This window comes from Streptomyces sp. NBC_00158 (assembly GCF_045160885.1).
Lineage (GTDB): Bacteria > Actinomycetota > Actinomycetes > Streptomycetales > Streptomycetaceae > Streptomyces.
Genome location: NZ_CP108161.1, coordinates 4,491,473 through 4,505,000 on the forward strand (window position 1 = coordinate 4,491,473; position 13,528 = coordinate 4,505,000).

At 72.7% G+C, this 13,528-nt stretch carries 13 protein-coding genes (1 of these 13 only partly in view); 9 read left to right on the forward strand and 4 right to left on the reverse strand.

Annotated features, from left to right (window positions below; all coding sequences use genetic code 11):
- Positions 1 to 12: 12 nt before the first annotated feature.
- On the reverse strand, positions 13 to 489 hold the full coding sequence (locus OG553_RS20730; RefSeq protein WP_386274976.1) for a metallopeptidase family protein: 477 nt from the start codon (positions 487 to 489) through the stop codon (positions 13 to 15).
- 222 nt (positions 490 to 711) lie between these two features.
- Here OG553_RS20730 and OG553_RS20735 point away from each other — a divergent pair, with 222 nt between their 5' ends.
- The 6 genes from OG553_RS20735 (at position 712) to OG553_RS20760 (ending at position 6,542) form a co-directional block, all read left to right on the forward strand.
- On the forward strand, positions 712 to 1,086 hold the full coding sequence (locus tag OG553_RS20735) for a DUF3499 domain-containing protein (protein WP_042800983.1): 375 nt from the start codon (positions 712 to 714) through the stop codon (positions 1,084 to 1,086).
- A 78-nt stretch (positions 1,087 to 1,164) separates the two neighbouring features.
- A complete protein-coding gene (locus OG553_RS20740; protein WP_405980420.1) occupies positions 1,165 to 2,535 on the forward strand; it encodes a phosphomannomutase/phosphoglucomutase in 1,371 nt (456 codons plus the stop codon).
- A 412-nt stretch (positions 2,536 to 2,947) separates the two neighbouring features.
- Positions 2,948 to 3,133, forward strand: a complete 186-nt coding sequence (locus tag OG553_RS20745) for a Trm112 family protein (protein WP_405980421.1) — start codon at positions 2,948 to 2,950, stop codon at positions 3,131 to 3,133.
- A gap of 59 nt (positions 3,134 to 3,192) precedes the next feature.
- Positions 3,193 to 4,326: an SIS domain-containing protein gene (locus tag OG553_RS20750; RefSeq protein WP_405980422.1), complete on the forward strand. Its 1,134-nt coding sequence runs from the start codon at positions 3,193 to 3,195 to the stop codon at positions 4,324 to 4,326.
- Between the two features lie 48 nt (positions 4,327 to 4,374).
- Entirely contained in the window at positions 4,375 to 5,532 is a 1,158-nt protein-coding gene (manA, locus tag OG553_RS20755; RefSeq protein WP_405980423.1) for a mannose-6-phosphate isomerase, class I, read from the forward strand.
- Positions 5,533 to 5,606: 74 nt separating this feature from the next.
- On the forward strand, positions 5,607 to 6,542 hold the full coding sequence (locus OG553_RS20760) for a cation diffusion facilitator family transporter (protein WP_405980424.1): 936 nt from the start codon (positions 5,607 to 5,609) through the stop codon (positions 6,540 to 6,542).
- A 93-nt stretch (positions 6,543 to 6,635) separates the two neighbouring features.
- Here OG553_RS20760 and lepB read toward each other — a convergent pair whose 3' ends face one another.
- Both lepB and OG553_RS20770 read right to left on the reverse strand, forming a co-directional pair.
- On the reverse strand, positions 6,636 to 7,382 hold the full coding sequence (gene lepB, locus OG553_RS20765; protein ID WP_405980425.1) for a signal peptidase I: 747 nt from the start codon (positions 7,380 to 7,382) through the stop codon (positions 6,636 to 6,638).
- A 173-nt stretch (positions 7,383 to 7,555) separates the two neighbouring features.
- Positions 7,556 to 9,598, reverse strand: a complete 2,043-nt coding sequence (locus OG553_RS20770; protein WP_405980426.1) for a fructose-specific PTS transporter subunit EIIC — start codon at positions 9,596 to 9,598, stop codon at positions 7,556 to 7,558.
- Positions 9,599 to 9,941: 343 nt separating this feature from the next.
- On the opposite strand from OG553_RS20770, the gene ahcY reads away from it, so the two are divergent.
- Together ahcY and OG553_RS20780 are read left to right on the forward strand one after the other, a co-directional pair.
- The gene (gene ahcY, locus OG553_RS20775) at positions 9,942 to 11,378 is read left to right on the forward strand and encodes an adenosylhomocysteinase (protein WP_405980427.1); all 1,437 of its coding nucleotides are present in this window, start codon (positions 9,942 to 9,944) and stop codon (positions 11,376 to 11,378) included.
- Between the two features lie 100 nt (positions 11,379 to 11,478).
- Positions 11,479 to 12,129 carry a hypothetical protein gene (locus OG553_RS20780; RefSeq protein ID WP_405980428.1) on the forward strand — a complete coding sequence of 217 codons (651 nt, stop codon included), beginning with the start codon at positions 11,479 to 11,481 and terminating at the stop codon, positions 12,127 to 12,129.
- Here OG553_RS20780 and OG553_RS20785 read toward each other — a convergent pair.
- A complete protein-coding gene (locus tag OG553_RS20785) occupies positions 12,126 to 13,019 on the reverse strand; it encodes an RDD family protein (protein WP_405980429.1) in 894 nt (297 codons plus the stop codon). The two genes, OG553_RS20780 and OG553_RS20785, sit on opposite strands and share 4 nt — an antisense overlap.
- A 111-nt stretch (positions 13,020 to 13,130) precedes the next feature.
- Here OG553_RS20785 and OG553_RS20790 point away from each other — a divergent pair, with 111 nt between their 5' ends.
- On the forward strand, positions 13,131 to 13,528 hold the start of the coding sequence (locus tag OG553_RS20790; RefSeq protein ID WP_405980430.1) for a stage II sporulation protein M. Its footprint extends 610 nt past the window's final position; the window shows 398 of its 1,008 coding nt (coding positions 1-398); its start codon is at positions 13,131 to 13,133; the stop codon falls past the right edge of the window.

Sequence of the window (13,528 nt, forward strand, 5' to 3'; positions counted from 1 at the left end):
ACGGGCGGGGCGTCAGTCCTGCCCGTACCGCGGGTCCACCGTCTCCGGCGACAGCCCGAGCAGCTCCGCGACCTGCTCCACCACGATCTCGTGCACCAGCAGCGCCCGCTCGTCCCGCGTCTTCGCCCGGATCTCCACCGGCCGCCGGAACACCACGATCCGCGCCGGCCTGCCGTCCCGGGCCTCCACCAGCCCGCCCAGCGGCACCGCCTCGTCGTTCCAGCCCGCGTCGGGCCCGCCCGGCGGACCCGGCACGTCCGCGATCACGAACTCCACCTCGGCAAGCTGCGTCCAGCGCCGTTCCAGCCGCTCCACGGAATCCCGTACGAGGTCACCGAACAGCTCCGCCCGGCTCGCGGACAGCGGCACCTGCGGCGGGGCCAGCGGCCCGCGCATCCCCCGGCCGTGCCGGTCGCGCCGCCGCTGCCGCGGCTCGGAGGGGGCCGCGGCGGGAACCGCCGGGCGGGGAGGAAGCGAACTGTCCGTCACCCCCGCAGGGTAGCCCGCACGCCCGGCCAGGACCCGATACGGTCACGACCTGGTGTCACGACGGTGTCACCCCCCGAACGATCCGGCCAAGATCGGGCCGCTTTGCGGACCCGTCGCCCCTCTTCGTCACCCGTCGCGGAGCACGGGTGGAGTACGACACGGGGGGACGGCCGGGGGGCGAGTCGTCGCGGCCCGGTCAAGAGTGCGGTACCGTCCAACGTCGTGAGCCTTGTACGTCGCTGTTCGCGCACCGCGTGCGGCCGCCCTGCCGTCGCCACACTGACGTACGTCTACGCCGACTCGACCGCAGTTCTCGGCCCGCTCGCCACCTACGCCGAACCCCACTGCTATGACCTGTGCGCCGAGCACTCCGAGCGCCTGACCGCCCCGCGCGGCTGGGAAGTCGTGCGCCTTTCGGACGGTTCCGGCCCGTCCCGCCCCAGCGGCGACGACCTCGAAGCCCTGGCCAACGCCGTCCGCGAGGCGGCCCGTCCGCCCGAGCGCGCGGCCGAGGCCGGCGGGTCCGGACCGGGTGCCCCGGTGGCCGGCGAGACCCGTCGCGGACACCTGCGCGTCCTCCGTTCGCCCGACTCCTGACACACGGATCGTCTGAAAAGCCGCTCTCCGTACAAGGTAGGTTTGCTTCACCGCACAGGACCTTCAGGAGGGCAGGCAGTGGCCGCAGATCTTTCGAACATCGTCAAGGCGTACGACGTACGTGGCGTCGTACCCGACGAGTGGGACGAGCCCCTGGCAGAACTGTTCGGTGCTGCGTTCGTCGAGGTCACCGGCGCCACGGCGATCGTGATCGGTCACGACATGCGGCCCTCCTCCCCCGGCCTGTCCGCCGCCTTCGCCCGGGGCGCGGCCGCCCGCGGCGTCGACGTCACCCTGATCGGCCTGTGCTCCACCGACCAGCTGTACTACGCCTCCGGCAAGCTGGACCTGCCCGGCGCCATGTTCACCGCCTCGCACAACCCGGCCCAGTACAACGGCATCAAGCTGTGCCGCGCCGGCGCCGCGCCCGTGGGCCAGGACACCGGCCTCGCCACCATCCGCGAGCTCGCCGAGAAGTGGACCGACGAGGGCGCCCCGGAGATCCCCGCCGGCACCGTCCCGGGCACCATCACCGAGCAGGACACCCTCACCGGCTACGCCGAGCACCTCAAGGGCCTGGTCGACCTGACGGCCATCCGCCCGCTGAAGGTCGTCGTCGACGCGGGCAACGGCATGGGCGGCCACACCGTCCCCACCGTCTTCGAGGGCCTCCCGCTGGACCTCGTCCCCATGTACTTCGAGCTGGACGGGACCTTCCCGAACCACGAGGCCAACCCCCTCGACCCGAAGAACATCGTCGACCTCCAGGCCCGCGTGCTCGCCGAGGGCGCCGACCTGGGCCTCGCCTTCGACGGCGACGCCGACCGCTGCTTCGTCGTCGACGAGCGCGGCGAGGGCGTCTCCCCGTCCGCCATCACCGCCCTGGTCGCGGCCCGCGAGCTGGCCCGCAATGGCGGCACCGGCACGATCATCCACAACCTGATCACCTCGTGGTCGGTCCCGGAGGTCGTCCGCGAGCACGGCGGCACCCCCGTCCGCACCCGCGTCGGCCACTCCTTCATCAAGGCCGAGATGGCCGCCTCCGGCGCCATCTTCGGCGGCGAGCACTCGGCGCACTACTACTTCAAGGACTTCTGGAACGCGGACACCGGCATGCTCGCCGCGCTCCACGTCCTCGCCGCCCTCGGCGGCCAGGAGGGCCCGCTCTCCGAGCTGGTCTCCTCCTACGACCGCTACGTCGGCTCCGGCGAGATCAACTCCACCGTCGCCGACCAGGCCGCCCGCACCGCCGAGGTCAAGGCCGCCTACGCCGGCCAGGACGGCGTCACCTTCGACGAGCTGGACGGCCTCACGGTCTCCGCCGCCGACTGGTGGTTCAACCTCCGCCCCTCCAACACCGAGCCGCTCCTGCGCCTCAACGTGGAGGCCCGCGACGAGGCCACCCTCGCCAAGATCCGCGACGAGGTCCTCGCCCTCGTCCGCGCGTAACGCCTGGCCGGCGGGTGCGGGGATCCAGGGGCACGGGCCCCGCCCCCGCGCCTGGCGGACCCGCCGGCCAAATCCGGCGGGCCGCCAAGCCCGGCGGGCCCGCAAACCGGGGCCGGCGCAACCCCGCCGGGCCGGCGCAACCCTGCGGGGCCCGCCAAACCCTGCCGGGTCGGCCAAATCCAGCCCCGCCGGCGTTTGAGGCGCGGGGGCTCGGGGGCAGAGCCCCCTGGGGGTCCCCCCGGACGGAGTCTGGGGGAGGTGCCGCACCCGAACCGGCGTACCCCGCCCGGCAGGGCGGTCAGGGCCGACGGGCGGTGCCCGCCACCTTCAGGCCGCACGCCCAGTGACTCGGCGGTACGCTGACCTCGCCCAATCCGCGATAAGCGATCCGCATCCCCGAAGGGAACCACCCATGCCGCTCGAAGCCGGCCTGCTGGAGATCCTCGCCTGCCCCGCCTGCCACGCCCCCCTCCGGGACGAGTCGGCGGACGAGACCTCCCCCGAGCTGATCTGCACCGGCCAGGACTGCGGTCTCGCGTACCCGGTCCGCGACGGCATCCCGGTCCTCCTCGTGGACGAGGCCCGCCGCCCCGCCTGACCGGCCCCGTTCCCCACCGCTCGACCAGCCTGGATCCGTCAACACCGCCGGAGGCCCCCATGCTCGACGAGTCACTCCTCGACGCACCGGACGATCTCGCCCGTGCCGACCGCCGCGGCCTGCTCCGCGGCGCCGCCGAGGCCGGGGCCAGGGTCCGCACCGCGGCCCGGCACGCCACCGAGGCCGGACTCGCGGACCTGCGCCCCGACGGGCGCCCCCGCGCCGTCCTGATCGCCGGCCCCGGCACCGCGGCCACCGGCGTCGCCGACCTGCTCGGCGCCCTCGCCGGGGCTTCCGCCCCGGTCACCCGCCTGCACCCCACCGGCGTCGCGCACGCCTCCGGGGCGCTGCGCTGGTCCCTGCCCGGCTGGGCGGGCCCCGTGGACCTGCTGCTCATCGCCACCACCGACGGCACCGAGCCCGGCCTCGCGGCCCTCGCCGAGCAGGCCTACCGGCGCGGCTGCGCCGTGGTCGCCGTCGCCCCCGAGCGCTCCCCGCTGGGCGAGGCGGTGGACGGCGCGCACGGGGTCCTCGTACCGATGGCCAAGGCCCCGTACCAGGAGTACGACGAGTCCGCCGCGGCCGGTCCCGGCGCGCTCTGGGCCCTGCTGACCCCGCTGCTGGTCCTCCTCGACAAGGTCGGGCTGATCAGCGCCGCCCCCGACTCCCTCCAGCGCGTCGCGGACCGGCTCGACCGCACCGCCGAGCGCTGCGGCCCGGCCATCACCACGTACTCCAACCCGGCCAAGACCCTCGCCGCCGAGCTGGCCGACTCGCTCCCGCTGATCTGGAGCGAGGGCGAGGGCGCCGGCCCCGTCGGCCGCCGCTTCGCCGCGACCCTCGCCGAACTGGCCGGGCGGCCCGCGCTCGCCGGGGCCCTCCCCGAGGTGCTGCCCGCGCACGGGGTGCTGCTCGCCGGATCCTTCGCCGCCGGAGCCGACCCCGACGACTTCTTCCGGGACCGCGTCGAGGAGCCCCAGGCCCTGCGCGCCCGCATCGTCCTGCTGCGCGACCGGCCGACCGGCGGGCTCACCGCCGCCCCGGCCGCGCGCGAGCTCGCCCTCAGCCACGACACGGCCGTCAGCGAGCTCGAACCGGAGGAAGGCGGGGAGCTCGAACAGCTCGCCGAACTCCTCGCCGTCACGGACTTCGCCACCGCCTACCTGGCGCTGGCGGGCCGGGGACACAGCTAGGCACACACCCGTGCCCGCACCACATCCAGATCCAGGAAGACGACGACGATGGACCGCCTCACCAACACGATCCGCCCCTACGCGTGGGGGTCCACCACCGCGATCCCGGCCCTCCTCGGGGTCGAGCCGACCGGTGAGCCCCAGGCCGAGATGTGGATGGGCGCCCACCCCGGCGCCCCCTCCCGCCTCGACCGCGGAGCCGGCGAGACCACCCTGGCGGCCGTCATCGACGCCGACCCGGAGGGCGAGCTGGGCGCCGCCGCCGTCGCCAAGTTCGGCCCCCGCCTGCCCTTCCTCCTCAAGGTCCTCGCCGCCGGCGCCCCCCTCTCCCTCCAGGTCCACCCCGACCTCGCCCAGGCCCGCGCCGGGTTCGAGGACGAGGAGCGGCGCGGCGTCCCGATCGACGCCGGCCACCGCAACTACAAGGACGCCAACCACAAGCCCGAGCTGATCTGCGCGCTCACCCCCTTCGACGGCCTGTGCGGCTTCCGCCCGCCGACGGAGGCCGCGGACCTCCTCGAAGGCCTCGGCGTCGACACCCTCAAGCCGTACGTGGACCTGCTGCGCGCCCACCCCGAGGAGGCGGCCCTGCGCGAGGTCCTCACCGCCGTCCTCACCGCCGACCGCGCGGAGATGGCCCGTACCGTCGCCGAGGCCGCGGCCGCCGCCGAGCGCCTCGGGGGCCCGTACGAGGCGTACGCGGGGCTCGTCCACGACTACCCCGGCGACCCGGGCGTGATCGCGGCGATGCTCCTCAACCACGTACGGCTCCAGCCCGGCGAGGCCATGTTCCTCGGCGCCGGCATCCCGCACGCCTACCTCGACGGCCTCGGCGTCGAGCTGATGGCCAACTCGGACAACGTGCTGCGCTGCGGGCTGACGCCCAAGCACGTGGACGTCCCCGAGCTCCTCAAGGTCGTCATCTTCGAGCCGAGCGCACCGGGCCTCCTGCGCCCCGAGGGCGACGGCGAGGAGGTCTACGAGACCCCCATCGACGAATTCCGGCTCTCCCGCCACGTCCTGGCCCCCGGCGGCGCCCCCCGCACGCTCCCCGACGGCACCCCGCAGATCCTGCTCTGCACCGCCGGCGCCCCCCGCGTCGGCGAACTGGCCCTCGCCCCCGGCGAGTCGGTCTTCGTCCCGGCGGGCGAAAAGACCGAACTGTCCGGTACCGGCACCGTCTTCCGGGCCACCGTGGTCCTCTGACGTAGCGTCGGCCGCACCCACAGCTGCAACAATGTGCGGCCGTAGTCAGTGGCCAGGAAGGACACCCAGCAACCATGAGCGCGTCGGGCGGTACCAAGGCGATCGTGGCGGCACTCGCCGCCAACCTCGCCATCGCTGTAGCCAAGTTCGTGGCATTCCTCTTCAGCGGTTCCTCGTCGATGCTCGCGGAAAGCGTCCACTCGGTCGCCGACTCCGGAAACCAGGGCCTGCTGCTCCTCGGAGGGAAGAAGGCCCAGCGCGAGGCGACCCCCCAGCACCCCTTCGGGTACGGGCGCGAGCGCTACATCTACGCCTTCCTCGTCTCCATCGTGCTCTTCACCGTCGGCGGCATGTTCGCCATCTACGAGGGCTACGAGAAGATCCACGACCCGCACGAGATCGAGGCCTGGTACTGGCCCGTAGGCGTCCTCGTCTTCGCGATCGTCGCGGAGGGCTTCTCCTTCCGCACCGCGATCAAGGAGTCCAACGAGAGCCGCGGCAGCCAGAGCTGGAAGCAGTTCATCAAGAGCGCCAAGGCCCCCGAACTGCCCGTCGTCCTGCTGGAGGACCTCGGCGCGCTCGTCGGCCTCGTCCTCGCCCTCGGCGGCGTCGGCCTGGCCCTGCTCACCGGCAACGGCGTCTGGGACGGCATCGGCACCCTCTGCATCGGCGTCCTGCTGATCGTCATCGCCGTCGTCCTGGCCCTGGAGACCAAGTCCCTGCTGCTCGGCGAGTCCGCCGGCACCGCCGAGGTCGAGAAGATCAAGGCCGCGCTCGTCGACGGGGACACCGTCACCGGCGTCATCCACATGCGCACCCTGCACCTGGGCCCCGAGGAACTCCTCGTCGCCGCCAAGATCGCCGTCCAGCACGACGACACCGCGACCGAGGTGGCCAACGCCATCAACGCCGCCGAGGCACGCATCCGAGCCTCCGTGCCGATCGCCCGCGTGATCTACCTGGAGCCGGACATCTACAACCCCGAGGCCGCCAAGGCCGACGGCCGCTGACCGGCCCGCCCCGCACGCACGCGAAGGCCCCCGCAGCCCATCGGCCGCGGGGGCCTTCGTACGCCTACGGGGGCCACCCGTCAGAGGGCGCGGTTACGAGGACACGTCCGCGCGCACGCCCGGCGCGCCCGCGCCCGCCCCGGCCGCCACGGCCGGCCGGCACGCCTCCGGCGCCTCCACCGGCGCGGGAACGGCAGCCCGCACCACCCGGCCGCGCGCCCGCCGGGACGAGAAGCCGAGCACCGCGCCCAGGGCCAGCAGCAGCGCACCGGCCAGCTGCCCCCACACGGCCAGCTTCGCCATCGGGTACATCACGACCTTGGAAGCGACCTTGGCCACCGGTACCGGTCCGTTGTTCGCGTACTGGGAGCCGTCCGAGTTCATCCGGTTGTCGGCCATCAGGAACACGTAGCCCTTGGGCACCTTCACGTCGAAGCCCACCGCCGACGGGTTCTTCCACTGCTCCAGGTACGGCTCGTCCAGCGGCTCACCGTTCAGGACCAGCCGGTACTGGCCGGTGATCTTGCTGCTCGGCTTGTAGCGGATGCGGTCCCCGCCCACGCCGATGACCCGGTTCATCTGCGTCTTCTGCAGGGACCACGGAACGGAGGCGAGGACGATGTCCCCGCGGCGCAGCCGACCCTTGACGACCGGCTCCAGGTAGATGCTCTCGCCGTTGGTGTAGGCCGGCGCCATCTGCCAGCCGACCGCCTTGCCCTCCTTGTAGCGCGACGGCGGGTTCACGGCCTTCGCCACCGTCACCCCACCCAGGACGAGCGCCCCGAGCACCAGCAGGACGATCGCCGCGATCCCGCGTCCGCGTCCTGGCCTGTGTTCCATTTCGTCCCTTCCGATGTACCTGCCTTGCATCGTAGGTCGACTCGGAAGCCGCCCATGTCGCCGGGGCCCTGGTGTACCAAGTCCGTACATACCGATTCGGACACTGCCCGTACGCCGTCGGGTCCCGTACCGGAGCGGTACGGGACCCGACGGGGAAAGGGCGCGGTCCTGGGCTACCGGATCTCGCTCAGCACCTCCAGGACGGCGGGCCCGTCCGGCGCAGACCGGAGCCGCTCGCGGAAGTCCGCGTCCATCAGCTTCCGCGACAGCAGCGCCAGGATCCGCAGGTGCTCGTCGCCCGCGGCGGCTTCCGGCACCGAGATCATGAAGACCAGGCGGGCCTTCGTACCGTCCAGCGCGCCCCACTCGATGCCCTCGGAGGACCGGGCGAAGCCGACCGTGGGGCGGGCCACCGCGTCCGTCTTGGCGTGCGGGATCGCGATCGACTCGCCGAGCCCCGTGGTGCCCTGCGCCTCCCGGGCGAGCGCCACCCGTACGAGCTCCTCCACGTCCCGGACGTTGCCGGTGGCCGCGAGCATCTCGGCCATCTCGCGGATCGCGGCCTCCTTGGTGTCCGAGGCCAGCTCGGTCCTGACCGTCCGCGCGGTCAGGTACCCGGACAGCACCTCCGGCTCCGCGTCCGCCGCGGCGGCGGGCGCCGCTCCGGTACGCGTGCGCACGGCGGTACCGCCCGCCCCGCCGCCGGAGCCCGCGGCCACGCCGGCGAGCACCGGCTCCGGCACCGCGGCGCCGGCCGGAGCGAGCCGCACGCCCCGGCGCGCCTTGATCTCGATCAGCGCGTTCGTCGTCAGTGCGGTCACCACCGTGCCGATGGCGATCGCGATCAGGAACCACACCCAGCCGCTGATGGCGCCCAGCGCGGCCACGATCGGACCGCCGTGCGGCACGTGGTCGCCCACGCCCGCCACACCGGCGACCGCACCGGCCACCGCGCCGCCCAGCATGTTCGCCGGGATCACGATCGCCGGCCGCGCCGCCGCGAACGGGATCGCGCCCTCCGAGATGCCGAACATCCCCATGAACAGCGCGGCCATGCCCGTGTCGCGCTCCTGCTCCGAGTACAGCTTGCGGCGCAGCACCGTCGCCAGGCCCTGGCCGAGCGGCATCACCGGGATGGCCGCCGCGCACATGCCCATGACCGCGTAGTTCCCGGACGCGATGAGACCCGTACCGAAGAGGAACGCCGTCTTGTTGACCGGGCCGCCCATGTCGAAGGCGATCATCAGGCCGAGCAGTGCGCCGAGCAGGATCGCGCTGGTGCCGGTCATGCCCGACAGCCAGGAGGTCAGGCTCTCGAAGACCCAGGAGATCGGCTTGCCGATGACGTAGATGAAGAAGAGGCCGAGCGCCGTCGTGGCCACGATCGGGATCACGATGATCGGCATGATCGGCTGGACGACCTTGGGGACCTTGACCTTCTTGATCCACAGGACCAGGTAGCCCGCCAGGAAACCCGTCACGATCGCGCCGATGAAGCCGGCGCCCGACTTCGAGTCGTACAGCGCGCCCGTGTTCGCGATGAAGCCGCCGATCATGCCCGGCACCAGCGCCGGCCGGTCGCCGATGGCGTACGCGATGTACCCGGACAGGATCGGGATCATCAGGGTGAAGCCCAGGACACCGATCTGGAACACGTGGTCCCAGAAGGTGCCCGGAGTGACCGCGTACCCCTCGGCCGTGGCGTGGCCGCCCAGCGCCAGCGCGATGGCGATCAGCAGACCGCCGACCACCACGAAGGGGATCATGTACGAGACGCCGTTCATCAGCGCCTTGTACGCGAGGCTCCGCTCCTTGCCGCCACCGCCGCCCGCCGCGCCGCCCGCCGGGGCCGTGCCCGTCTGGACCGGCGCGCTCCGCACCCGCTCGATCAGCTCCTTCGGCTTGTGGATGCCGTCGGCGACCCCGGTGGACAGCACCCGCTTGCCGGCGAAGCGCTCGCGGTCGACCTCCTTGTCGGCGGCGATGATGATCCCGTCCGCCTCTCTGACATCGTTGTCAGAGAGCACGTTCTCGGCCCCGATCGAACCCTGGGTCTCCACCTTCATGTCCACGCCGAGCTCGGCGGCGGCCTGCGTCAGCTTCTCGGCCGCCATGTAGGTGTGCGCGATCCCCGTGGGGCACGCCGTGACGGCGAGCAGCTTCAGGCGCTTCCGCCCGCTCGCACCGTCACCGGGAGGGCCGGCTGGACTGGTCACTTGAATCTCCTTCACGCCATTGGTCCGCGAGATCGCGCGTACGAACCCATCCACCCGCATCCTGCAACAGATAAGGGGCGGATCAAAAGTCCGAAAGGCCCCGAACCTCCCGCCGTACGGCCTGAAAACGAAGCGCGACTTGTTCCCGTCCCCACTGGGGTCCGCTGCGCCGACCGGTGTAGATTCGTCATCAGTGTCAGGCGTCGCTGCTGATGGCGGTCGGGCGGTCCTCGTGACCGGCCGAGGGGAGAGAGGGCCCCGCGGCGGACTGTGCTCAGTGCACCGGCCAGCCGTGTGCACGGCCCAGCCGTACCCACCTCTCGAACCATGAGGAGCAGCACCCATGGACTTCAAGGTCGCCGACCTTTCCCTTGCCGCTTTCGGCCGCAAGGAGATCACCCTGGCCGAGCACGAGATGCCGGGTCTGATGTCGATCCGCAAGGAGTACGCCGAGGCGCAGCCGCTGGCCGGCGCCCGCATCACCGGCTCCCTGCACATGACGGTCCAGACCGCCGTCCTGATCGAGACCCTCGTCGCCCTCGGCGCCGACGTCCGCTGGGCCTCCTGCAACATCTTCTCCACCCAGGACCACGCCGCCGCCGCCATCGCGGTCGGCCCGAACGGCACCCCGGAGAACCCGCAGGGCGTCCCCGTCTTCGCCTGGAAGGGCGAGACGCTGGAGGAGTACTGGTGGTGCACGGAGCAGGCGCTGACCTGGCCGAACACCCCCACCGGCGGCCCGAACATGATCCTCGACGACGGTGGTGACGCCACCCTCCTCGTCCACAAGGGCGTCGAGTTCGAGAAGGCCGGCGCGGCCCCGGACCCGTCCACCGCGGACTCCGAGGAGTACGGCCACATCCTCACGCTCCTCAACCGCACCCTCGGCGAGACCCCGCAGAAGTGGACGCAGCTCGCGTCCGAGATCCGCGGCGTGACGGAGGAGACCACCACCGGTGTCCACCGCCTCTACGAGATGATGGCCGAGGGCACCCTGCTCTTCCCGGCGATCAACGTGAACGACGCCGTCACGAAGTCGAAGTTCGACAACAAGTACGGCTGCCGGCACTCGCTGATCGACGGCATCAACCGCGCGACCGACGTGCTGATCGGCGGCAAGGTCGCGGTCGTGTGCGGTTACGGCGACGTCGGCAAGGGCTGTGCGGAGTCGCTGCGCGGCCAGGGTGCGCGCGTCATCGTCACGGAGATCGACCCGATCTGCGCGCTGCAGGCGGCGATGGACGGCTACCAGGTGGCCACGCTGGACGACGTGGTGGAGATCGCGGACATCTTCATCACGACCACGGGCAACAAGGACATCATCATGGCCTCGGACATGGCCAAGATGAAGCACCAGGCGATCGTGGGCAACATCGGCCACTTCGACAACGAGATCGACATGGCCGGTCTGGCGAAGATCGAGGGCATCGTCAAGGACGAGGTCAAGCCGCAGGTCCACACCTGGAAGTTCCCCGACGGCAAGGTCCTGATCGTGCTGTCCGAGGGCCGCCTGCTGAACCTGGGCAACGCGACCGGCCACCCCTCGTTCGTGATGTCGAACTCCTTCGCGGACCAGACCCTGGCCCAGATCGAGCTCTTCACCAAGCCGTCCGAGTACCCGACCGACGTGTACGTGCTCCCCAAGCACCTCGACGAGAAGGTCGCCCGCCTCCACCTGGACGCGCTGGGCGTCAAGCTCACCACCCTGCGCCCGGAGCAGGCCGCGTACATCGGCGTCCAGGTCGAGGGCCCGTACAAGCCCGACCACTACCGCTACTGATCCACCGCCGACGATCCCGGTCCCCGAGGATCCGCAGCACTCCAGGCAGGCCCCCGGCACCCGCGCCGGGGGCCTGCCCCGTACCCAAGGACCCGACGCCATGCCCCGCGGCCGCTACTCGCTCCACGACCCGCACGACCACACCCCCCTCGGCGAGGAGCACTTCCACTGCGCCCCCGGCCCCTCCGGCTGGCGCTACGTGGCCCAGCTGACCACCCCGGACGGGGAGCACCGCGGCTCGCTCGACCTGGCCGTCGACGCCCTCGGGCGCCCCATCCGCCTGGAGGCCAACGCCGGCGGCTGGCAGGTGCGCGGCGCCGCCATCGACGGCGTCACCTGGGTCCGCACCGACCCCGCCGGAGCCGAGGCCACCGAGGGCAACGTCGCCGCCCCCGGCTTCACCGGCGCCTCCCCGGCCTTCCTCATCACCACGGCCCGCCTGCTGCGCCTGGCCCCCGGCGCCCCCGCGACCCGCGTCCGGCTCCTCGCGCTGACCGATCCGGTGCTGGCACCCCGTACGGTCGACCAGGCGTGGGCCCTGCTCTCCCGCGCCGAGCACCCGACGGACAGCGGCCCGCTGGTGGTGGACGAGTACCAGGTCACCGCCCTGGACACGGGCGAGGTCCACACCGTGCACATCGCGGGGGACGTGGTCCTCTCGGCGCCGGGCATCGAACTCGAACACCTGGAGACCCCGCCGTCGTCCTTCACGGACTCCGACGACTTCGAGGACCAGGCGTTCGAGGACTAGGCGGGCGGAGCGAACCCGGTCCCGCGCGGCGGTGTCGTCGCCGACGGCGGCGGTGACACGGGAGCCACGACCGGCGCGGCCACGGGCACGGGAGCGGGCACCGGAGCAGGCACAGGAGCCGGCACGGGCCCGGGCACCGGCGCCGGGGCGAAGGCCCGGGCGGCGTCCCGCGACTGCCGCTCGTGCACCACCGCCATCAAGAACGCGGCGGCCGGCACCCCGGCCGGCGGCGGCGTCCCGGTCCGGGCCACCACGTCGTCCGCGAGCCGCACGGCCATCGCGGCGCCCGTGTGCGGGTCCAGCTGGTCCATCCGCGTCAGGTACTGCCGGATCGCCAGCCACAGCCCGTCCGGCACCGCCGACAGGTCCAGCGCCGCGAACTGCCCGGCCAGCCACGGCGGCGGCGGGGGCACCGGCATCACCCGGGCGCCCGGCACCCGCTCCCGGACCACCAGCGTCCCGGCGAACACGTCACCGAGCCGCCGGCCCCGCTCCGACATCAGCGAGGCGATGCAGGCGACCGCCCCGAAGGTGAGCAGCAGCTCCACTACCCCCATGGCCCCGCGCACCAGCGCGTGCCGGAACCGGATCGGCCCGCCGTCCTCCCGCACCACCCGCAGCCCGCACGCCATCTTCCCCAGCGAGCGACCGTGGCTCAGCGTCTCCACCGCGATCGGTACGCCGACCACCACCAGCAGCATGCCCGCCACCGCGACCGCGGCCTGCGCGGCCTCGTCGAGGGAAGCCGTCGCGGCCAGCAGCCCGACCATCACCACCACGAAACCGGTGCCGTAGACGGCCAGGTCGAGCAGGACCGCCAGGGCCCTGCTGGGCAGCCGCGCCGGGCGCAGACCCAGGACGACCGCGTCTCCCGTCACCAGATCGCTCACCGCGCGCACCTTTCCCCGACCTGACCCGCCCCTGTGCACCCCAGTCTGCCAAGCTGACCGGAGGAGAAGTAAGCCGTATCGGGTGGCCAGGGGCAGGGGAGCGGTAACCGGATGGATCTCGACGTCTTCGTGGCGGCCCACCAGACGCAATGGGCCCGCCTGGAGCAGCTCCTCGGCCGCGGCCGCCGGCTCACCGGGGCGGAGGCCGACGAACTCGTCGCCCTCTACCAGCGCACCTCCACCCACCTCTCCCTGATCCAGTCCAGCGCCCCCGACCCGATGCTCACGGCCCGCCTCACCCAGCTCGTGGCCCGCGCCCGGTCGACGGTCACCGGCACCCGCCGCGCGAGCTGGCGCGACGCCGCCCGCTTCTTCACCGAGGGCTTCCCGGCCGCCGTCTACCGCAGCCGGCGCTGGTGGATACCGACCGCACTGCTCTCGACCGCCCTCGGCGTGCTCATCGGCTGGTGGATAGCGACCCACCCCGAGGTCCAGAGCGCCGTGGCCAC